This window comes from Lysobacter sp. HA35, from assembly GCF_054061195.1.
On the sequence record NZ_JBSSDY010000001.1, the window covers coordinates 2,679,861 to 2,700,592 of the forward strand.

Below are 20,732 nucleotides of genomic sequence, written 5' to 3' on the forward strand. Positions count from 1 at the left end.
GTCAGCGTTTCGCGACGAGCGCCGAGGCGACGATGCCGGCCTCGTACAGCAGGCACATCGGGATCGCGAGCATCAGCTGCGATACGACGTCGGGTGGCGTGATCACCGCCGCCACGACGAAGATGCCGACCACCGCGTAGCCGCGCCATTCGCGCAGCTGCGCCGGCGTCACCCAGCCCAGCAGCGACAGGATCACCAGCGCGACGGGCAGCTCGAAGCTGACGCCGAACGCGAGGAAGATCACCGACACGAAGTCGAGGTACTTGCCGATGTCGGGCGTCTGCGCGACGACGTCCGGCGTGAAGCGCGCGAGGAACGCGAACGCGGCGGGCAGCACCACGAAATACGCGAACGAGCAGCCCGCGTAGAACAGCGTCACCGCCGACACCAGCAACGGCAGCGCGATGCGTTTCTCGCGCTTGTACAGGCCGGGCGCGACGAAGGCCCACGCCTGGTAGAGCAGCCACGGCGCGGTGATGAAGATCGCCGTCATGAAGGCGAGTTTCATCGGCACGAAGAAGCCACCGGCGGGTTCCGTCGCGATCAGGCGGCCGGTGCCGGTCAGCGTCTTGACCAGCGGCTGCGCGAGCAGCGTGTAGAGCTTGCCGGCGAACGGCATCAGCGCCACGAACGCGAGGATCACGCCGACGGCGCCACGCAGCAGCCGCGCGCGCAGTTCGATCAGGTGATCGAGCAGGCGCGGGGCATCGGGCGGAAGCTGCGCGTCAGCGCTGCTCATGCGGTGTGTTCGAGGGCGGCATGGAATCGTCGACGGGCGCGGGGCGCGTCATCGAAGCTTCGACGTCGGCGAGTTGCGCCTGCAGTGGCGTCGCATCGGTCGATGGCAACGGCGTGCCGAGTTCAGGCGCATCGCCGGCACGCGTCATCCGCGCTTCGACGTCGGCCAGCTGCGCACGAAGCGATTCCTGCGCCTCGCGCAGTTCGTCGCGCGCACGCAGGATGCTGCGCCGCATGTCCTCGTCGGCGAGTTCGTTCTCGAGTTCGTTCTTGACCGCCTGCCACTGCGTGCGGGCGCGGCGGATCCACATGCCGGCCATGCGCGCGGCCTTGGGCAGCTTCTCCGGGCCGAGCACGATCAGCGCGACCAGCGCGGTGAGCAGCAGCTCGGAGAAGCCGATGTCGAACATGGCGCCGCGCGGGCGCTCAGCGGCGGTCGCGGTCGGTATCGCTGGTGTCGCGGCTGCGCGTGTCGACGTCGTCCTTGCGGCGCTCGTCGCGCAGGCGATCAGGTTCGTCGTCGCCGCGAACGCCCTTCTTGAACTCGCGCACCGCGTCGCCGATGTCCTTGCCGGCGTTCTTCAGGCGGCTGGTGCCGAAGATCACCACGACGATGACCAGCACGATCAACCAGTGGGTGATGCTCAGGCTGCCCATGGCGCTGCTCGCTACGAAAAAATGGAGACGATCAGGATAACGCAGCGCCTATCGACGCGTTTACGGCAGCGGTTCGGTTTTCACCGACGGATCCGCGTTCTGGAACGGCTGCGGCTTCGGATCGGCGCTGGCCGACGCCGACGCCGCGACCGGCGTGCTGCTGCTCGCCGGCGTCACCGTGGTGACCGGCGCGACGTTCGCGGAGGCGGGAATGGTGGCGGTCGCAGGCGCGGTGCCGTTGCGTTCGGCGCGCGCGGCGGCGGTGGCTTCCTCGAGCGCGTCGCGGAAGTCGACCAGCGCGTTCGACGGCGCACCCTTGGCGCGGCCTTCGAAGATCATGCGCGGCGTGGTGCCTTCGCCGTAGGCGAGCTGGTCGGCCACGTCGTCGACCTGCAGCACCGCGCCATCGAGCGCGACGCCCGCGAACAGGCCGCGTGCGCGCGACCACGACCAGATCTCGGCCTTGAGCTGGCCGTCGGTGGCGGTGGCCGCGCTGCGACCGACCGGGCCGGCCGCGACCGCCGCGTCCGCGCCCAGCGTGACCTTGCCGTTGACGATGGAATCGATGCCGCGCTCGCCGCGGAACACCAGCACGATGTCCGCCGACTGCAGGCCGGCCTGCAGGCCGATCGAGCCGCCGGTGAGCTTCACGAACGCCGGCTGCGACCAGGTGCCGTCCGGGTTCTTGACCGCCATGACGCCGTGGCCGCGACGGCCGCCAACCACCAGGCCGATCTTCAGCGCGTCGGGCACCACCACGATTGCGCGTGCCTCGTCGAGCAGCCGGTCGGGGATCGACGACTCCGGGATATCGCGGATCTCGCGAAGCACGCGCAGCGCGTTCTGCGCGCGGGCGTCTTCGGCGGGGCCGGCAAACACGGTCGGTGCGGCGACGGCGAGGCTCAGGGCGAGGACGAGGCCGGACAGGCGGGGACGACGGGCCATGACGGATACCGGGCTAAACGGGTGGTTCAGGCTAGTGATGTCGCGATGAATATCAAGCAACCGGAGCGACGGTCGCTTGCGGGGCCGTTCGGGCGACGCGTCGTTGCAGTCTGCGGCACCGAAGCGGCCGGTCGCGCTGTCATGCTATCGGGATGACTTCCGCCGCTCCGCGCACCGCGCTCGTACTCGTCAACCTCGGCACGCCCGACGCGCCGACGCCGCGCGACGTGCGTCGCTACCTCGCCGAATTCCTGCACGACCACCGCGTCGTCGACCTCACGCGCTGGCTGTGGTGCCCCCTGCTGCACTTCGTGATCCTGCCGGTGCGCGGCAAGCCGGTGGCGAAGAAGTACGCGTCCATCTGGATCGAAGGCGAGGACGGCGGCTCGCCGCTCGCGGTGTACACGCGACGCCTTGCGCGCGCCGTGCAGGCGGAGATGCCCGACGTGCGCGTGGTCGATGCGATGCGTTACGGGCGGCCGTCGCTGAAGGACGCGCTGGCGCGACTGAAGGACGACAACATCGAACGCGTCGTCGTGCTTCCGCTGTATCCGCAGTATTCGACCTCGACAACCGCGTCCGTTTCCGACGTCGTCGATCGCATTCCGTCGCTGCCGACGCGCTTCATCGACGAGTACCGCTTGGATGCCGGCTGGGTCGCGGCCGTCGCCGACAGCATCCGTGCCGCGCGTGCGAGCACGACAGGCGATCGCCACCTGCTGTTCTCGTTCCACGGCCTGCCCGAGCGCTTCATCCGTCGCGGCGATCCGTACCAGGCGCAGTGCGAGGCGTCGTCGGCCGCGATCGCGCAGGCGCTCGGGCTCGAGCGTTCGCAGTGGTCGCTGTCGTACCAGTCGCAGTTCGGCAAGGAAAAATGGATCGGGCCGTCGACGCAGGCCACGCTGCAGGACTTCGCGTCGCGCGGCGTGCTCGATGTCGACGTCGCCTGCCCGGGTTTCGCGGTCGACTGCCTGGAAACGCTCGAGGAAATCTCGGACATGCTCGCGCACGAATTCGCGGCGGCCGGCGGTCGCATGAACTACATCCCCTGCCTCAACGACACGCCATCGCATGCGCGCGTGCTCGCCGACATCGCGCGTCGCGCGTTCGCCGGCTGATGCGCGAGATCACGCTCGATACGCCGTTCGGGCGGCTGGCCGCGCTGCGCTTCGGTCATGGCGGCACGCCGGTGCTCGCGCTGCACGGCTGGCTCGACAACGCGGCGAGTTTCCTGCCGATGTCGGCGCATCTTCAGGGGCTCGATCTTGTTGCGCTCGACCTGCCGGGCCACGGCGCGAGTGCGCATCTGCCGTCGTCGGCCGAATACACGCTGGTCGCGGCCGCGCGCGCCGTGCTGTCGGCGGCCGATGCGCTCGGCTGGTCGCGCTTCTCGCTGCTCGGGCATTCGATGGGCGGCGCGACGTCGACGCTGGTGGCTGCCGCCGCGCCCGAGCGCATCGAAAAGCTCGCATTGATCGAAGCACTCGGCGGCCTCACCGAAGCCGAAGACCGAACCGCCGTTCGATTGCGTGACGCGTTCGCATCGCATGGCGAAGCCGCCGGTTCGCGACGCCGCGTCTTCCCCGACATCGCGACCGCCGTGCGTGCGCGACTGCAGGCGGGCGGGCTGACCGAACCCGCGGCGCGGCTGATCGTCGAACGCGGCCTCGCGCCTGCAGGCGAAGGCGGCTTCACTTGGCGCAGCGATGCGCGACTGACGAAACCCACCGCGGTGCGCATGACCGAAGGCCAGATGCGCGACGTCATCGCGGCGATCGAATGCCCGGTCAAGCTCGTGCATGCGGTGCCGGCGTTCCGCTTCTTCCCGGCCGATGCGCGGGACGAGCGTGCGGCGCGGCTGCGCGATGTCGACGTGGTCGGCATCGACGGCGGGCATCACCTGCACATGGAAATTCCCGGGCAGGTCGCCGAAGTCATCGCGCCGTTCCTACGCGGCGAGTGATTCATCGCGCATGAAAAACCCCGCGCCGAAGCGCGGGGTCGCGGGCCGTCACGTTCGTGCGTGGGGGACTCAGAACGTGATCGGCAGGCGCACGGTGAACGTGGTGTCGGGCGTATCGCGGGTGACGCCGACGCCCAGCGAGATGTTGAGGCTCGCGTGCTGGTTGAAGGTGTATGACGCGCCGACCAGCAGCGTGCCGAGCATCAGGCGCGCGGAGCCGGGAAGCGTTTCGCCGTTCTGCTTGATGTTGTCGACCCAGGAATGGTCGTAGCCGAACGACAGCGCCGCCTTCTCGTTGAGCGCCAGGCCCAGGCCCACGTTGAAGCCGAGCACGTCGCCGGCCTTGATGTCGCCGATCGGGTCGGTGGTGGTCTGCGGGAAGCCGTCGGGCGCGCCGGTGAGCACCGTGCGCGAGACGTCGTGGCGCTCGAAGTTGTGCGTGTAGCTGAAGCCGCCGAAGAACACGACGGGGTCGGATGCGTACAGCCAGGTCACGCCCGGCTGCAGCGACTGGAAGCCGGTGCCGGTCGGCAGTTCGAGCGGCAGGCCGGTGCCGGTCGCGTTGTCGACGCAGCGGGTCACGCAGTCGGTCGGAACTTCGAACACGTCCTTGCCGGTGCGCGACTTGTAGCGCAGCCAGCCGACCCAGTACGCCTTGTCCGGGCCGCCCTGGTTGAACTGGTAACGCGCGGTCATCTCGACGTCGCCGATGCCGCTGCCGTGCGTGTTGAACACGCGATCGGTGGCCGAGCCGGTGAAGATCTCGCGGCTGATCGTGTCGGTGTTCGCGTAGAGGTACGGAACGCGGCCTTCCAGCTCGAAGCGGTTGGTGACGCCCCAGCGGCCGGTGAGCGTCGCGGTGGCGACGGTCGCCTTGACCTGGCGCACGTCGATCAGGCCGATGAGGATCGCGGGGATGATCGTGTAGCCGATCAGCGCGACGCGGTCGGACGCCGAATAGCCGAGCTGCAGCGACGGTTCGAGCACGAACTTGCCGTGCGGCGTGAGCACGCCCGGCTGGTCGAAGATCTGCGCGACCTGCGGCCGCGTGGCTTCTTCCGTCGGCGCGCGGCCGACGGGCTGCTGGCCCGGCGGCGTGCCCTGCTGCGGCGCTGCGGGCGCGCCGCCACCACTCGTCGACTGCGGAAGCGGCGACATCGCATCCAATGTCGCCGCCGCGGATACCACGCTGGTCGCCGCCGCAGCGGCGCCCGCGAGCGACGCGGCGGGTGCGCCTTCGCCGCGCAGGGCATCGAGGTCGCGATCGTGCAGCTGTTGCCGCAGGTCGGCGATGTCGTGCGACTGCGCATCGACGGTCTGTTTCATCGCGGCCAGCGCGGCGGCCTGCTCGTGCACGAGCGCCTCGAGCTGGGTGACGCGGTCGGCCTCCTGCGCCTGCGCGTTGCCGGCCAGGGCGAGGGAGATCGCGGCGGCGAGGGACAGGCGGATTGGCATCCTTGACATGGGCATCCTCACAGGTGGCATCGCGGCATTACGGCCCGCCCAGGCGCAGTGAATCGCCCAGCGACTGGGTGAAATGAATGTCGTGCAACAGACTCAGGGTATTGACGGTGGCGTGAAGAGACGTCAACGACTCGATGGTCTGGCCGTCGAGCGCGTTCTGGATCACCAGCGTCCCCATGCCCGGCGTGATCGAAGTTCCGCCGCCGACCTGCACGGTCTGGCCCTGGGTGATCGACGCCAGCTGCGTGGCTTGGTCGATCGTCATCTTGGAAATGTCGGGGATCTCGATCTGCTGGGTCACCAGCAGCTGGCCGTTGACGGTGACCAAGCGTTCGAAACCGAACGCGACCGACAGGCCGGGGTTGATGTCGAAGCCGCCACGCAGTTCGTCGAGGCGGTCTTGCGGAACGGGCGGGCCGAGGTCGACCTCGTCGGCGCGCGCGGGCGTCGCGAAGGTCAGCACGGCGAAGAGGAACGGAGCGAGCAGGGCAGGAAAGCGCATCAGAAGTCTCCCGGTCCGTGCTTGGGCGTTGCGAAGTTCTGCAGGCCCTCGCGTTGGATGACGGTGTCGATCGGCGCGCCGGGCGCAATGCGCCAGTCGGCCGGTCGGTTGAATTGGGCGAGTTCGCGGCGGTTGTGCACCACGAACAGCACTCGGTTGTCCCAGAGGCGTTCGAACTGGTTTCGCGGCATGGCGCGGGTGCCGCGCGACGGATCGCCCAGCAGCACGCGTTCGCCACGAATGCCTTTCACCACGACGAAGTGCCGGTAGCCGCGGTCGTTGAGCAGCACGATCGCGGGCAGGCCTTCCTCGGCCAGCTTGTCGAGCGGGAGCTGGAACCCGTCGGCCTCGAAACCCTGCGACGCGAGATAGCGCCGCATGTCGAGCATCGAAAAGCCTTCCTTGCGGATCCGGCGCGGATCGCCGGTGGAGAACATCTGCTGGAAGACCTCGGCCTCGCTGACCGGATGGCCGTACTGGAAGGTCAGCAGCGTCGCCGCCGCCGCCGAGCCGCAGCTGAAGTCGTACTGCTGGCGCACGGTCGTGCGGAAGCGCGCCTCCTTCAGGCTGGTGACCGGTACCGAGTACCGCTGGCCGGGCGGTCGTACGTCGAGCGTGGTCGCGCCAGCGCCCGTCGCGAGCGCGAGGCCGACCACCAGCAACCAGGCCGCGCCCTGCCTCATGGCGTGGGCGAGAACTGGATGCTGACGATCGTGCTGTTCTGGATCAGCACGTTGTTGCCGCTGTTCTGGATGACGGTATTGAGGCCGGCGGCGTTGCCGAACGAGCCCCCCGCGACCAGGTTGGCGCCGCTGACGGTATTGACCGCGGTATTGCTGTCGACGTTGCCGTCGATGTCGGAGGTGTTGGTGATGATGGTCTTGTTGTCGGTGCCGCCGCGCAGGTCGTCGAGCGCGTCGGTGGCGACGGGCGGGGCGAGCAGCGTTTCGGGTGAGGTCGTCGCATCGGACGGAAGGGCCGGCAGTTCGGCCGCCGCGTGGGCGACGACGGAAACCAGCAGCGGATCGATCGTTTCGGTGGCACGCGCGGTAGTCGCCGCGAGCGCCGAGGCGCCGACGATCACGAGAGCCGCGTAGAGAGGCAGTCGCATGGGCAGTCTCCTGTCAGGAGGTCCGCAGACCTGGGACGGAACCGGCGGGGCGAACCCCGCCGGCGTCGAAGTACCGGGATGCGCCGCCGGAGCGGCGCACCAGATCCGGACTCAGTGACCGCCCACGTTGAGGTTGGACTGCACCGTCACAGCCTGCTGGACCATGGACATCGCGCCGCTGTTCTGGCCGATGATCATGATGCCGGCCGCCGCATTGGCCGAGCCGTTCGCCTGGTTCGACATGTCGAACGCGCCTGCATCGGCATACGCCGAGCCGCCCGCGCCGCCGGACGCGCCCGCGCCGCCCGTGCCGGTGCCGGTGCCCGTGCCCGAGCCGTCGCCGGTCGCGATCGAGCCGCCCGTGCCCGCGCCGCCGGTCGACGCCGCGCTGTCGCCAGCGTCGCCGGCCGTCGCGTCCGTCGTGTCGCCGCCGCCCACGCTGCTCAGGATCGGGATGAGCGCGCTGGTGCCGCCCGCCGCGCCCGCGCCGCCGCCGTCGCCACCGCGACCGCTACGCGAACGGCCGCCGCGGCCGTCTGCGCCGTCACCGCTGCCGCTCACGCCGAGGCCGAGACCCAGGCCGAGGCCCGCGCCGCCGTCGCCGCCGCTGCCGCCACGCGCGCCACCGGAGTTGGTTGCACCGTTACCGACCGAGCCGAAGCCGTTGCCGCTGACCGAGCCGAGCAGCGTCGTCGCCGCGACTGCCGTGTTGGTGTTGAACGAGTCGGAGATGTTCGAGCTCGCCGTGCCGCCGTTGTTCGCCGCGGCGCTACCGAGCGTGGCCAGAGCGACGCTGTTGTCGGTCGAGTTGTCGGTCGAGTTGTCGTCGTGCGAGTCGTTGGTCGAGTTGTCGTTGCCGGAATCCGTGATCGACAGGCCGAAGTTGCCCGAATCGTTGGTCGAATTGTCGTTGTTGGAATCGTTGGTCGAGTTGTTGTTGAAACCCGAGCGGCTGTCGTTATTCGAATCGTTCGTCGAGTTGTCGTTGAAGGAGTCGTTCGTCGAGCTGTCGAGGGCCAGCAGGCCGGTCGTGCTGCGGGAATTGTCGTTCGCGGCATCGGTGATGCTCTGGGCGAACGCGGGGGCGGCGACGAGGCCGAACGCCAGCGCGACGGAAGCGGCGATGAGTGTCTTGCGCATGAGAGTCTCCTGGAGATGTCGAATTGCTAGGGGAGGAAGCGCCCCTTTCGGACGCATCGCCCACATCGCACATCTCGTGCCAACTCGTGACGCACGTCACGTATTCGCAAACAAAGCACGACCGTGAATGCTTTCCCAACGCAAGCGGCTTTCGCGCTTGATGTGGTTTGCACGTTTTCACAGAAAAGCCTGCGTCGCGCCGGAAAATTTTGCGTGGCGCGTGTCGTTACGGACGGGTTCGCTTTAACGGGATATCCACGAAAAAACGATGGCCGTTTCGCGCGCAGTGCACGTTTTGCATCGATATCCGTCGCGATTGCGTGATGCGCGCATATAGCCGGACGCGAGCATGCAAAAGCGTGCCGACGACACTCAATCGTGTGGCAGTACGCGTGCTTCGCAGACCGCGCGCAACGCGGCCTTGATGGGACGTCCACGCGAACGCAACAGATCGCGCTGCGGTTGCCAGTCCGGATAACGCTGCTCGACCTCGCTCCAGAACGCGGGCGAATGATTCGCCTGGATGAGGTGGCAGAGCTCGTGTACCAGCACGTACTCGAACGCGGACGGCGGAGCGAGCACGAGCGCGAGATCGAGGCGCATGCGGTCGTTCGGTGCGAGCGAACCCCATAGCGAGGTCAGCGGCCGGATGGTGATCGCACGCGGGCCGCGCGGCAGTGTCGGCAGGTACTTCGGCATCCAGCGGCCGACATCGGCGCGCGCCTGAGTCAGGTAGAAATTCGAAAACGCCTTGCGCACCGCGACTTCGGAAATCGCGGCCGGCAACGCCGCGACGATGCCAGCGTCCTCGACCTCGACGCGCAGGAAGCGGCCCTCGCGCCAGTGCAGCGGCGCATCGACGCCACGCAAGAGCAACGTCGCGCTTTCGCCGATGCGCAGCGGCTGCACGTCGCCGAACGTATGCGCGAGCTGGCCGGCGAGCCACGCCGCGTTGTCCTGCACGAAGGCGAGCGCGCGACGGTCGCTGGTGCGCGGCGGCACGGTCAGTCGCACGCCGCGCTCGGTCACCGTCAACCGCAGGCCGCGCACGCTGCGGTTGTCGACGCGCTTGACGTCGACGACGCGGCCGTCGGGCAATGTCACCTGCAGCGGCACGCGCACCGGCGGCGGCGCGACGCGCGGCGGACGGGCGCGGAAGAACATGCCGCGGTTACTCCACCTTCGACAGCTTGAGGGCGGGCTCGAGCACGGTGAACAGTCGGCGCAGTTCGTGGCTCATCAGTGCGAACCGCGCTTCGAGTTCGGCGCGCAGATCCTCGCGCTCGGTGTTCTCCAGCGTGTCGACCGCACCATCGAGCAGCTTGAACTTGCGGATGACTAGATCCTCGCCGAGCACGAAGGTGACATGGTCGTCGAGGTTGAGCGCGAGCCGCGTGACCTGCTTGCCCGACTGCAGGTGCTTGTCGATCTCCGGGTTCTTCTCCAGCTCCATGCGCTGGCACTTCACGATGGCGCCCTGGTCGAGCGCGTCGCGCAGTTCGCATTCGTCGCCAAGGCTGAGCCCGTCCGGCAGCGCTTCGCCCGCGACCCAGCCGGTCAGCACCGAACGCGGCGCGACTTCGGCGTTGAGCGGCAGTGCGGGAAAGCTCCCGAGCGCACGTCGGATCTCGCTGACAACGTTTTCGGCGGACTTCTTGCTCGACGTGTCGATCGCGACGATGCCCTGCTTCATGTCGAGAATCGCGTCGGTGCGCGAGGGTCGCACGAATGCGCGCGGCAGCAGTTCGGTAATCAGTTCGTCCTTCAGGCGCTTCCGCGTACGGCCGCCCGGACGACGGCCTTCCTTCTGCTCGATGTCGTCGAGCTTCTTCTGCAGCATGTCGTTCACGACCGAGCCCGGCAGCAGGCGGTCTTCGCTGCCGACGGCGAGCCAATAGGCCTCGTCGAGCATGTGCTTGAAGCCTTCGGTGTCGCGACCGAACGGGGAGACGAAACCGCGCGTGGACAGTTCCATCGGGCCGACGGGACGAAGCGCGGCTTCCGCGAGGCCGGCGTCGAAGGCTTCGAGTTGCAGGGAGGTGGGGAAGCGGAACAGGGTGAGGTTGCGGAAGAACATTCGGTGTTGGGCTTCTTGTTGTTTGTTCGGCGCGGGGTTTCGCGCGGGGTGTCTCGTTTGCGTGTCGGGAAAGCAAAGGCGTTTCGTTCGCTTACGCGACCGAGTCACTTTTCTTTGCTGGTGCAAAGAAAAGTAACCAAAAGAAAGCACCTTCCCCGATCAGGTCTACAGCTCGCGACGGGCGGGTTATGTCGCGATCGCCACACTCGCCATCCTGGCTCGGGTGGCGACGGCGCGCGTCCTGCGCGCCGCCCTACGGGTCTTACGGTTGGTGCGGCTGTTGGAGAAAGAGCGAAGCGTTAGGCGGGTTGGTCTTCGTCTTCGGGTGTGCCGGCGAGCCATGCATGCGCGTCGGGCAATGGTGTGTCGCTGCGAGCGCCGAGTGAGAGGAAGTCGAAGAGGTTGGCGTCGCTCAGTTGCGAGGGGCGGATGTCGCCGAGCGCACGCGAGATGGTTTCGATGCGGCCGGGCGATTCGCGTTCCCAGGCGTCCATCATCTTCTTGACCTGTTTGCGTTGCAGGTTTTCCTGCGAGCCGCAGAGGTTGCAGGGAATGATGGGGAACTGTTTCGCTTCGGCATACGCGCTGATGTCGTCTTCGCGGACATAGGCGAGCGGGCGGATCACGACGTGCTTGCCGTCGTCGCTCAACAGCTTCGGCGGCATGCCCGAGAGCTTGGCGTGGAAGAACAGGTTGAGGAAGAACGTGGCGACGAGGTCATCGCGATGGTGACCGAGCGCGATCTTGGTGAAGCCTTGCTGCTCGGCATACGTGTACAGCGCGCCGCGACGCAGGCGTGAGCACAGCGAACACATCGTCTTGCCTTCGGGCACGACGCGCGTCACCACCGAATACGTGTCCTGCTCGAGGATCTTGTACGGCACGCCGACCGATTCGAGATATGCGGGCAGCACGTGCTCGGGGAAGTCGGGCTGCTTCTGGTCGAGGTTCACCGCGACCAGCTCGAACTTCACCGGCGCCTTCTTCTGCAGCTGCAGAAGGATGTCCAGCATCGTGTAGCTGTCCTTGCCGCCGGACAGGCAGACCATCACCTTGTCGCCGTCTTCGATCATGCCGAAATCGGCGATCGCGCGGCCGACCTGGTGACGCAGGCGCTTGGCGAGTTTGTTGGCCTCGTGCTGCGCACGCCGCGCGCGCGGCGGCAGCGGTTCGGGCAGCGGGATGACGGGCGAGGATGCGACGGTGCTCATCCCGTCATTCTACGGGGCGACCGTCGCAGCACCTGACGGCATTCAGCGTCGGCCGTGCTCGCTGGTCACATGCCCGCAGGCTAAGCTGGACGCATGAATGACGGTCGCAGTCCCGCCGATATCGCCCGCCAGCTCGCCGACCTGCGCGAGCAGCATCGGGACCTCGACCTCGCGATCGAAGGCCTGTGGCATGCGCCGGTGCGCGACGAGCTGGCGATCACGCGCCTGAAGAAACGCAAGCTGCAGCTCAAGGACTGCATCGCCAGGCTGGAGTCGTCGCTGATCCCGGACGAGCCGGCGTAAGCGAAGCGGCGTCAGGCCGGCTTCGCCACCGCTTCCGGGCTGACCTTCTCGATCGAATGCCGCAGTTCGCGGCCGAGGATGAACTTCGCGTCCTTCGCCCACGAGTCCAGGCGCTCGTCGAAGGTGAGCTTGCCGTTCTCGTCGGCCCACACCATGCGCAGTTCCCGCAGCTTGGCGATGAAGCCGCGGAACAGCGACTTGTCGAAGAACTCCGGCGCGGCAGGTGCGTACAGCAGCGACAGGCGCTGCGCCGCCAGGTGGCAGAGCGTTTCGAGTTCGCCCGCGCTGAGCGTGCCCGGGCCGTTCTTCACCAGCACGCTGATGGCGATGTAATAGCGCTCGAACGCCTGCTGCAGCGAGTGGCCGATGGCGCGAAGACGGAACACCTCGTCGGACTGGCTGGCATTGCGTGAGAGCTGGTCGCCTTCCTCATCACCCTCGCGCTTGCGCAGCAGGCCTTCGGCGTCGAACAGGTCGACGGTGACGCGCAGGCGCTCGACGAATTCGTCCTCCGTCCACGGCAGGAACAGCTCGGCCTGCAGGAACGGGTACACGCTGCGACCCAGGCGCAGCACCGACGACAGGTTCATGCGCCGGTTGTGCTGGAAGCAGCACGCGACCCACGCCGCCGCGGTGAACAGGTGCAGCACGTTGTTGCGGAAATAGCTGAGCAGCACCGCCTTTTCTTCGTCGACTTCGAGCACGTCGCCGAGCGGATGCTTGACCCGCACCAGCACGTTGATCTCCTCGCCGTGCGCGATGATTTCCTCGGGCGTGTGCGGGGTGACGGTGACGCGGTCGGAATACGGCAGCTGCGCGAGCAGCTTCTTGCTCAGCGTGATCTGCTCGAGCAGGTCCGCCTCGCTCATCGCGTGCTTCGGCGTCGACAGCAGCGCGAGCGCAAGCAGGTTGATCGGGTTCACGTCGGCCGCGCGGTTGACGTTGACCTGGATGCGCTCGGCAAGCACGTCGACGGTGGTTGCGAGCCATGCGGGCTTGGCATCTTCCGGCAGCGGCGAGCCATCCCAATCCGGCGCCTGTTCGGCGAGCACGTCGTTGAGGCGGATCGGCTCGCCGAAGTTCACCACCACTTGGCCGTAGTTGCTGCTGAGCACCTTGGGGATGCCCATCATCAGCGACCAGATCGATTCCTTTTCCTTCGGCTTGCCCGACAGCTCGTCGAGATAGCTGCGGCCTTCCATCAGCTTTTCGTAGCCGATGTAGACGGGCTGGAACATGACGGGGCGCGTCGGCGCGCGCAGGTAGGCGCGCAGCGTCATCGCGATCATGCCGCCCTTGGGCTGCAGCAAACGCCCGGTGCGCGAGCGGCCGCCTTCGATGAAGTATTCGATCGAATAACCACCTGCGACGAGTTGCGCGAGGTATTCGGAGAACACGGCCGAATACAGCGCGCTGCCGCGGATCGAGCGTCGCAGGAAGAACGCGCCGCCCTTGCGCAGCAGCGTGCCCACCACCGGCAGGTTGAGATTGACGCCCGCTGCGATGTGCGGCGGCACGATGCCGCGCGAATACAGCAGGTAGCTGATCAGCAGGTAGTCCATGTGGCTGCGATGGCAGGGCACATAGATGACTTCGTGGCCGGGCGCGTCTTCCTTCACGCGGTCGAGGTGATGCACCAGCACGCCGCGATAGATGCGGTTCCACACCGGCTGCAGCAGGAAGCTCGCCGAGCGCACCACCGGATGCGAATAGTCAGCGGCGATTTCATACGCCAGCGCGTGCGCCTTCTTCCACGCGTCGGCGAGGCCCGTGTTGTCGCGACGCGCCTGGTCGGCGATCGCCTCCATCACGTTCGGCGTGGTGAGCACGCGGTCGACCAGCAGACGGCGCGTCGACAGATCCGGGCCGATCACTGCGGTGCGGATGCGGCGGAAGTGAGCACGCAGCACGCGCGAAAGTTTGCGCACCGTGCGTTCCGGCGGCAGGCCCTCGTCGACGATGGTGCGCAGCGACACTGGCGGCGCGAAGCGCACGTAGGTCTCGCGGCCGTTCAACGCGATCGACAGCAGGCGACGGAAGCGGCCGACCAGCTGCCAGTTCTCCGAGAACAGCACCGAGAACCAACCGGTCGTCTTCTCCGGCGCGCGGCCGACGAAGATCGATACCGGTACCAGCTGCACATCGAGCGACGGATCGGTGCGATGCGCCTCGATCAGGCGCGCCAGCGACTCCGAGTGCGACTTGCCGTTCGGCATCTGCGGGCGTTCGAGCACGCCGGGGATGTTCGGGAGCGGCGCGAGCGGGCCGACGTTGCGACGCGACAACGCGACATACGCGCGACCGCGGCCGGTCGGATCGCCCGGCAGCGGCATCAGTGGCGACGGCAGGCCGGCTTCGCGGCAGGCGCTGTCGAGGATCAGCGCGTTCGACAGGCCGTAGTCCTCGAGCACGTAGCAGACCGGGCCGCCGTTCCAGTCGGGCACGTGCTCGGCCGGCGACGACGGTTCGATCTTCAGCCCGACCCACGGCGCCATGACGCGTTCGAGCACGCGCGCCCAAAGCGGACGCGAGCGCGGACCGTCCGGCCGCGACGGGCGCGGAGGTTTCGGGTCGAGCAGCGAATCGGCGGGTGCGACGCCCGGCATCGGCAGGTCGCGCTGGTCGGGATCCACGACGGGCGTGACATCGACGGGCTCGGCCGACGCGCCGTCCAGGTCGGACGCCTCCGGCAGCGATGCCGTGTCGACGATCGGATCGTCGCCGGCGGGCGGCTTGGGTGCGTCGGGAAACGGAAGGGGCGTCTGTTGGGCCATCGCCGGCATTATGCCGAAGCGCGTTCACGTGCCCGGGCTGGCGGCGTCGCAGGCGTAGGCGAACGGCCGGGTTCGTGAAGCAGTGCCCGGAACGCCCAAGAAAAAAGGAGGCCCTAAGGCCTCCCCCAAATCCGGCCGAGGCCGGCGGGACAACAACGATTCTGGACAGTGCCGGTCGAACCGGACGTGACCAGCTTAATAAAGCGTTATTCCGAATGCAATACCTGCAGAGACGACGATAAGTTATTGATTGTTCGTCAGCCTTCGAGCAGGGCACGGATCGCGGCGAAGCCGGCATCGGCCCGCGCCTTCTTGTTTTCGGCGTCCGCGACCGGGTCGGCACCGTCGCGCTGCAGCTCGGTCACCGGCAGTTCCTCAAGGAAGCGGCTGGGTTTCAGGCGCAGCACCTCACCCCAGCGCTGCGCCATCTTCGAATACGACAGCCAGAGCCGTTCCTTTGCGCGGGTAATGCCGACGTAGAGCAGGCGGCGCTCCTCGTCGAGCCGGCCTTCGTCGATGCTGGCCTCGTGCGGCAGCGTGCCGTCCTCCATGCCGACGATGAAGACGTAGCGGAACTCCAGGCCCTTCGCCGCGTGCAGGCTCATCATGCGGACCTGGTTGCCGGCGTCGCCCTTGTCGGCGTGCGAGAGCAGCGCGAGCTGCGCGGCAAGTTCGCCCGGCCCGGCATTGCGCGCGCCCTCGAACCAGCCGGCGAGTTCGTCGATGTTGGCCTTGCGGCGCTGGAACGAGGCTTCGTCCTTGCACTGCGCGCGCACCGAGGCGAGCAGGCCGCTGCGTTCGGCGACTTCGCCGACGAGTTCCGACGGCGTTGCATGCTGCGACTTCGCGCGAAGCTGGCGCACGAGGTTGGAGAACCCATCCAGCGCATTCGCCGCACGTGGCGGCAACTGCTTCAACGCGCCGACGTTCTCGATCGCGCGCGCCATCGGCATGTGCGCATGCCCGGCGAGTTCGCCGAGCTTGGCCAGCGTGCCGGCGCCGACCTCGCGCTTGGGCGCCTGCACCGCGCGCAGGAACGCGGCGTCGTCATCGGGATTGGCGAGCAGGCGCAGCCAGCTCAGCACGTCCTTCACTTCGCCACGGTCGAGGAACGCGGTGCCGCCCGACACGTGATACGGCACGCGCATCAGCTGCAGTGCCTTCTCCAGCGGGCGGCTCTGGAAGTTGCCGCGGAACAGGATGCAGAAATCGCTCCATGGCGCCTGCTTCGACGCATTGATGAACTGGATTTCCGCCGCGATGCGCTCGGCTTCGTGTCCCGCTTCGCGACATTCCCAGATGCGGATGCGCTCGCCGTCGGCCTGGTCGGACCACAGCGTCTTCGGATGCTCGTGCGGATTGTTCGCGATCAACGCGTTCGCGGTGCGCAGCACACGATTGCTGCAGCGGTAGTTCTGTTCGAGCTTGACGATGCGCAGCGTCGGGTAGTCCTTTCCGAGCTGCAAAAGGTTGTCCGGATTCGCGCCGCGCCACGCGTAGATCGACTGGTCGTCGTCGCCCACGCAGGTGAACAGGCCGCGCGGGCCCGCCAGGCATTTGAGCAGGCGGTACTGCGCGTCGTTGGTGTCCTGGCACTCGTCGACGAGCAGGTAGCCGATGCGCTCGCGCCAGGCGAGGCACATGTCTTCGTCGGCCTCGAGCAGTTGCACGGGCAGGCGGATCAGGTCGTCGAAGTCGACCGCGTTGAAGCTCGACAGACGCGCCTGGTAGAGCTCGTATACCGTCGCGGCTTCGACCTCGCGCGGGCTGCGCGCTTCGCGCATCGCCTCTTCAGGCGACAGGCCGGCGTTCTTCGCGCGCGAAATCAGGTTGCGCACGGCGTCGATCACGTCGGGCTTGCTGCCGGTCGGAAGCAGATCCTTGATCTGCGCGGTGGAATCGTCGGAATCGAAGATCGAGAATCCGCGTCGCAGGCCGGCCTTCGCATGCTCGATCTGCAGAAACTTCAGGCCGAGCGCGTGGAACGTGCAGATCGTCAGGCCTTCGACGGCATCGCCCTTGATGCGCTTGGCGACGCGCTCGCGCATTTCCTTCGCGGCCTTGTTGGTGAACGTGATCGCGGCGATGCGCTTGGCCGGCATGCGGCCGGTCGCGATCAGGTGCGCGATCTTCTCGACGATGACGCGCGTCTTGCCCGAGCCTGCGCCGGCGAGCACGAGAAGGGGGCCGTCGCAGTGCTCGACGGCGGCGCGTTGCTGGGGATTGAGGCCGTGCATCGGGTCCACCTGCGGGCCGCGTATTGTGCCCGACGGCAGGGCGGCGGCCTGAACGCGGTCAGGCGTGCGGGGCGGCGCGCGGACCGCCTAAACTGACGCCATGGCGAAGCTGTATTTCTACTACTCCGCGATGAACGCGGGTAAGACCACCACGCTGCTGCAGTCCGCGCACAACTACGCCGAGCGCGGGATGCGCACGTTCATCCTGACGCCCGCGCTGGACGATCGCGCCGGGCGCGGGGTGGTGGCCTCGCGCATCGGGCTTTCGGCGCAGGCGGTGGCGTTCTCGCGCGACGACGACCTGCAGCACTGCGTCCAGCGCGACATCGAAGCGCATGGGCCGCTGCACTGCATCCTGGTCGACGAGGCGCAGTTCCTGACGAAAGCGCAGGTCTGGCAACTCACCGAGGTCGTCGACGAGCTGCGCATCCCGGTGCTGTGCTACGGCCTGCGCACGGATTTCCGCGGCGAACTGTTCGAAGGCTCGCAGTACCTGCTCGCATGGGCCGACGAGATCGACGAAATCAAGACGATCTGCCACACCGGCAAAAAGGCGACGATGACCGTGCGCGTCGATGACCAGGGCCGCGCCGTGCAGGACGGCCCGCAGGTCGAGATCGGCGGCAACGAGCGCTACGTGTCGGTCTCGCGCGCGCAGTTCAAGACGATCACGCGCGGCGAAGGTGCGATCGAGTCGATGCAGGTGCCGTTTCCGTTCGAGCGCACGTAACGACGCGACGCGTCATTCCATGTCGTCGCGCATGGTGACCTGCACGCTCGGGCGCTGGCATTCGCGCCGCAACTGTTCGAGCTCGCGCAGCACCACGCTGCCGTCGGGCTGGGCGACGCGCACGGCTTCGATGAGTCGATCGAGATGCCGTGCCCCGGCCGAACGCGGACGACCTGCGCAGCGCACCGCGTCCGCATAACCCGCGGCGCGCCATGCCAGCGGTTGTGGACGCACCGAATCGCGGCCCGATGCGGCGATGACATCGAGCAGTCGCAACGCGACCGCATCGCCCTGCACGGCCTGCGCATGCGCGAGCGACAGCTGCGCCAGGCGCGTGCGCGGATCGCGTCCGCCGTAACCCTGCCGCAGGAAATGCAGCGCGCGGGTGAGTTCGGGAATCGCGCGGGGATCGTCCGTCGCCGCATCGATATCGCCGAGGCGACGGTCGATGTCCGCCACCGATGCATCGGCCGCGCCGTGCCGCTCGATGCGCATGGTGCGTGCCTCGTCGAGCAGCGCGCGCGCTTCGTCGTTCTGTCCGGCCTCATGCAACACCTGCGCCTGCAGCGCGAGGCTGTCGGCGATAGCATCGACGTCGCCGCGATGGCGGTCGATCGCGAGTGCGGCCTGCAGCGAGGACATCGCGGCGGGCAGCCGCCCGAGCTGCCATTCCACGCGTGCCAGCATCAGGTGGCTGTCGCGCAGTTCGGGGCTGTTGGCCGGCAGGCGGGCGCTGAGTTCGGCATGGCGCGTGCGCAGCGGCAAGGCCGCATCGCGATAACGCGACTGGTCGATCAGCACGTCGGCGAGTTCGCGACGCACCGCGAGCGTGATCGGATGCTGCGCGCCGTGCACGTCCTGCGCGATGGTCAGCGTGTCGACAAGTTCGCGTTCGGCGCGGCCGGGATGACCGAGGCGACGTTCCACTGTCGCGATCTGCCGGCCGATGTCGACCTGCAGCGGATGGCGCATGCCGACTTCCGCATCGAGGCGATCGCGCGCGACGCGATATGTGCGCAGCGCGTCGTCGAATTCGCCCTGGTCGACCTGCAGCGTCGCGAGGTCGAGGCGGCTTTCGATCTCCGCGACCGCCGAACCGGGCGCATTGATCGACTGTCGCAATGTGAGCGCACGGGTGAACAGCGAGCGTGCGCGCGGCACGTCGCCCAATGCGCGTTCGCAGCGGCCGAGCTGCGAGAAGAATTCGGCGGCGGGCGTCGGCAATGCGGCCTGACGACTTTCCGCCAGCGTTTCCAGCGGACGCATGCCCGCGACGCAGGCGCGCGGATCGCCAGTGCGTCGCAGCACGTCACCGCGCAGAGCACTCGCTTCGATGCGCAGGCTTTCGGGCATGTCGGCGTCGTGCTCGATCAGCGCGCGCTGGCGTTCGAGCAGTGCAAGCGCCTGCGGGTAGTCGCCCAGGCCCATGCGCAGGCGCGCGACCAGCCCGAACAGTTCGGCCTGCGATGCGGGCTCGCGCGCGAGTTCGCGATCACCGCGTTCGACAGCAGCGTCGAGCAGCGTGCGCAGATCGACCGCGCCGGCGTCGCGCGTTTCCGCGGCCTTTTCGAACACGCCGGCGATGAAATCGCGCATGGCCTGCGCGCGTTGCGCTTCATCGACCGCTTCGCGGCTCTGTCGCCAGGTCACACCGACTGCGACGCCGACGAAGACGACCGCCGCGACGGTGCCCGCCAGCGCCCATCGATGACGACGCATGTATTTGCGCGCGATGTAGAGCAGGCCCTGCGGGCGCGCCTGCACCGGACGGCCGTCGAGATGGCGCGCGAGGTCTTCGCTGAGTGCTTCGACCGACGGATAACGCTGCTCTGGCGGCTTGCACAGCGTGCGCATCACGATGTTGTCGAGGTCACCGACCAGACGTCGCGCGCGGCGTCGCAACTGCTGGCGTTCGAGGCCCTGCTTGGGTTCCGCGAGCCGCTGCAGCATCTGCGACGGGCGAACGGGATCGAGCGTCAGGATCGCTTCTTCCCACTCGGCATCGCTCTGGCGCTTGAGGCGATACGGCTTGGTGCCGGTCAGCAGTTCGTACAGCACGACGCCGAGCGAATACACGTCGGTCATCGTGGTGACGGGCGCACCGCGGATCTGCTCGGGCGCGGCGTAGTGCAGGGTGAATGCGCGCGCGCCGGTGCGCGTGTTTTCGCTGCGCGGCGCGCCGCCGTCGAGCAGCTTGGCGATGCCGAAGTCGAGCAGGCGCACCTGCCCGTCCTGTGTCACCAGGATGTTCGACGGCTTGAGGTCGCAATGCACCACGAGGTTGGCGTGCGCATGGCTGACCGCCGCGCACACCTGCCGGAACATGCGAAGGCGTGCGTCCAGCGGTACGTCGAGCCGCTGCCAGTAGCGCGTGATCGGCTCGCCCTCGACGTATTCGAGCGCGAGGTAGGGAATGCCTTCCGTGCTGACGCCGGCGTCGAGCAGCCCCGCGATGTGCGGATGCGCGAGGCGCGCGAGGATCTGCCGTTCGCGTGCGAAACGCAGCCGCAGGTTCTGGTCGGTGAGGCCGGGGCGCAGCAGCTTGAGCGCGACGCGCCGCTGGTACAGGCCGTCCGCACGCGACGCACGCCAGACTTGGCCCATGCCGCCTTCGCCGAGCAGTTCTTCGAGGCGATACGGGCCGACCTCGCTGCCTTCGCGCAGCAGCGCTTTCGGCACGATGATCGGTTCGGCGAGGAAGTCGTCGCGGCCGTCTTCCAGCGCGAGCATCTTGGTGAGATCGGCGGCGAGCGCGGCGTCGTCGCCCGCAATCTGCGTCAGCCGGATATCGCGCTCGGTCGGATCGAGCTCGAGCAGCTCATCGAGGTGTGGCGACAGGCGCAGCCAGGTTGCGGCGTCCATGAGTCAACGACCGCGCAC

The 20,732-nt window shown here is 67.8% G+C and carries 19 protein-coding genes; 4 read left to right on the forward strand and 15 right to left on the reverse strand.

Going from position 1 to position 20,732, the window contains the following annotated elements:
• Position 1: 1 nt before the first annotated feature.
• The 4 genes from tatC to ACVWZN_RS12990 are packed head-to-tail and all read right to left on the reverse strand — an operon-like array spanning position 2 to position 2,340.
• Positions 2-739 (reverse strand): twin-arginine translocase subunit TatC, encoded by a 738-nt coding sequence (gene tatC, locus ACVWZN_RS12975; RefSeq protein ID WP_456954180.1) that lies wholly within the window; start codon positions 737-739, stop codon positions 2-4.
• A complete protein-coding gene (gene tatB, locus ACVWZN_RS12980; RefSeq protein WP_456954181.1) occupies positions 726-1,148 on the reverse strand; it encodes a Sec-independent protein translocase protein TatB in 423 nt (140 codons plus the stop codon). The genes tatC and tatB overlap by 14 nt, the downstream gene beginning before the upstream one ends.
• A gap of 16 nt (positions 1,149-1,164) precedes the next feature.
• A complete protein-coding gene (tatA, locus tag ACVWZN_RS12985; protein WP_456954182.1) occupies positions 1,165-1,395 on the reverse strand; it encodes a Sec-independent protein translocase subunit TatA in 231 nt (76 codons plus the stop codon).
• A 60-nt stretch (positions 1,396-1,455) separates the two neighbouring features.
• Positions 1,456-2,340 carry a lipid-binding SYLF domain-containing protein gene (locus tag ACVWZN_RS12990; RefSeq protein WP_456954183.1) on the reverse strand — a complete coding sequence of 295 codons (885 nt, stop codon included), beginning with the start codon at positions 2,338-2,340 and terminating at the stop codon, positions 1,456-1,458.
• Between the two features lie 152 nt (positions 2,341-2,492).
• Here ACVWZN_RS12990 and hemH point away from each other — a divergent pair, with 152 nt between their 5' ends.
• The gene (gene hemH / locus ACVWZN_RS12995; protein WP_456954184.1) at positions 2,493-3,458 is read left to right on the forward strand and encodes a ferrochelatase; all 966 of its coding nucleotides are present in this window, start codon (positions 2,493-2,495) and stop codon (positions 3,456-3,458) included.
• Positions 3,458-4,303, forward strand: a complete 846-nt coding sequence (locus ACVWZN_RS13000; protein WP_456954185.1) for an alpha/beta fold hydrolase — start codon at positions 3,458-3,460, stop codon at positions 4,301-4,303. Before hemH ends, ACVWZN_RS13000 begins: the two co-directional genes overlap by 1 nt.
• Before the next feature lie 69 nt (positions 4,304-4,372).
• Here ACVWZN_RS13000 and ACVWZN_RS13005 read toward each other — a convergent pair whose 3' ends face one another.
• The 8 genes from ACVWZN_RS13005 to ttcA all read right to left on the reverse strand — a co-directional run bounded on the left by ACVWZN_RS13005 (position 4,373) and on the right by ttcA (position 11,808).
• The gene (locus ACVWZN_RS13005; RefSeq protein WP_456954186.1) at positions 4,373-5,767 is read right to left on the reverse strand and encodes an acetate kinase; all 1,395 of its coding nucleotides are present in this window, start codon (positions 5,765-5,767) and stop codon (positions 4,373-4,375) included.
• Positions 5,768-5,795: 28 nt separating this feature from the next.
• Positions 5,796-6,269, reverse strand: a complete 474-nt coding sequence (locus ACVWZN_RS13010; protein WP_456954187.1) for a hypothetical protein — start codon at positions 6,267-6,269, stop codon at positions 5,796-5,798.
• Positions 6,269-6,952, reverse strand: a complete 684-nt coding sequence (locus ACVWZN_RS13015; RefSeq protein WP_456954188.1) for a C39 family peptidase — start codon at positions 6,950-6,952, stop codon at positions 6,269-6,271. Before ACVWZN_RS13015 ends, ACVWZN_RS13010 begins: the two co-directional genes overlap by 1 nt.
• A complete protein-coding gene (locus ACVWZN_RS13020; protein ID WP_456954189.1) occupies positions 6,949-7,380 on the reverse strand; it encodes a hypothetical protein in 432 nt (143 codons plus the stop codon). The genes ACVWZN_RS13015 and ACVWZN_RS13020 overlap by 4 nt, the downstream gene beginning before the upstream one ends.
• A 111-nt stretch (positions 7,381-7,491) precedes the next feature.
• Entirely contained in the window at positions 7,492-8,520 is a 1,029-nt protein-coding gene (locus ACVWZN_RS13025; RefSeq protein ID WP_456954190.1) for a hypothetical protein, read from the reverse strand.
• A 372-nt stretch (positions 8,521-8,892) separates the two neighbouring features.
• Positions 8,893-9,684 carry a M48 family metallopeptidase gene (locus ACVWZN_RS13030; RefSeq protein WP_456954191.1) on the reverse strand — a complete coding sequence of 264 codons (792 nt, stop codon included), beginning with the start codon at positions 9,682-9,684 and terminating at the stop codon, positions 8,893-8,895.
• A 7-nt stretch (positions 9,685-9,691) separates the two neighbouring features.
• A complete protein-coding gene (locus ACVWZN_RS13035; protein ID WP_456954192.1) occupies positions 9,692-10,597 on the reverse strand; it encodes a recombination-associated protein RdgC in 906 nt (301 codons plus the stop codon).
• A 299-nt stretch (positions 10,598-10,896) separates the two neighbouring features.
• A complete protein-coding gene (gene ttcA, locus ACVWZN_RS13040; protein ID WP_456954193.1) occupies positions 10,897-11,808 on the reverse strand; it encodes a tRNA 2-thiocytidine(32) synthetase TtcA in 912 nt (303 codons plus the stop codon).
• Positions 11,809-11,901: 93 nt separating this feature from the next.
• Here ttcA and ACVWZN_RS13045 point away from each other — a divergent pair, with 93 nt between their 5' ends.
• Positions 11,902-12,111 carry a YdcH family protein gene (locus ACVWZN_RS13045; protein WP_456954194.1) on the forward strand — a complete coding sequence of 70 codons (210 nt, stop codon included), beginning with the start codon at positions 11,902-11,904 and terminating at the stop codon, positions 12,109-12,111.
• Between the two features lie 11 nt (positions 12,112-12,122).
• Here ACVWZN_RS13045 and plsB read toward each other — a convergent pair whose 3' ends face one another.
• Together plsB and ACVWZN_RS13055 are read right to left on the reverse strand one after the other, a co-directional pair.
• Positions 12,123-14,894 carry a glycerol-3-phosphate 1-O-acyltransferase PlsB gene (gene plsB, locus ACVWZN_RS13050; RefSeq protein WP_456954195.1) on the reverse strand — a complete coding sequence of 924 codons (2,772 nt, stop codon included), beginning with the start codon at positions 14,892-14,894 and terminating at the stop codon, positions 12,123-12,125.
• A gap of 248 nt (positions 14,895-15,142) precedes the next feature.
• Complete coding sequence (locus tag ACVWZN_RS13055; RefSeq protein WP_456954196.1) at positions 15,143-17,122, reverse strand: UvrD-helicase domain-containing protein; 1,980 nt, start codon at positions 17,120-17,122, stop codon at positions 15,143-15,145.
• 100 nt (positions 17,123-17,222) lie between these two features.
• Between ACVWZN_RS13055 and ACVWZN_RS13060 the strand changes: the two genes are divergently transcribed.
• The gene (locus tag ACVWZN_RS13060; protein WP_456954197.1) at positions 17,223-17,852 is read left to right on the forward strand and encodes a thymidine kinase; all 630 of its coding nucleotides are present in this window, start codon (positions 17,223-17,225) and stop codon (positions 17,850-17,852) included.
• Positions 17,853-17,864: 12 nt separating this feature from the next.
• Here ACVWZN_RS13060 and ACVWZN_RS13065 read toward each other — a convergent pair whose 3' ends face one another.
• Positions 17,865-20,714 carry a protein kinase domain-containing protein gene (locus ACVWZN_RS13065; protein WP_456954198.1) on the reverse strand — a complete coding sequence of 950 codons (2,850 nt, stop codon included), beginning with the start codon at positions 20,712-20,714 and terminating at the stop codon, positions 17,865-17,867.
• Positions 20,715-20,732: the final 18 nt, after the last annotated feature.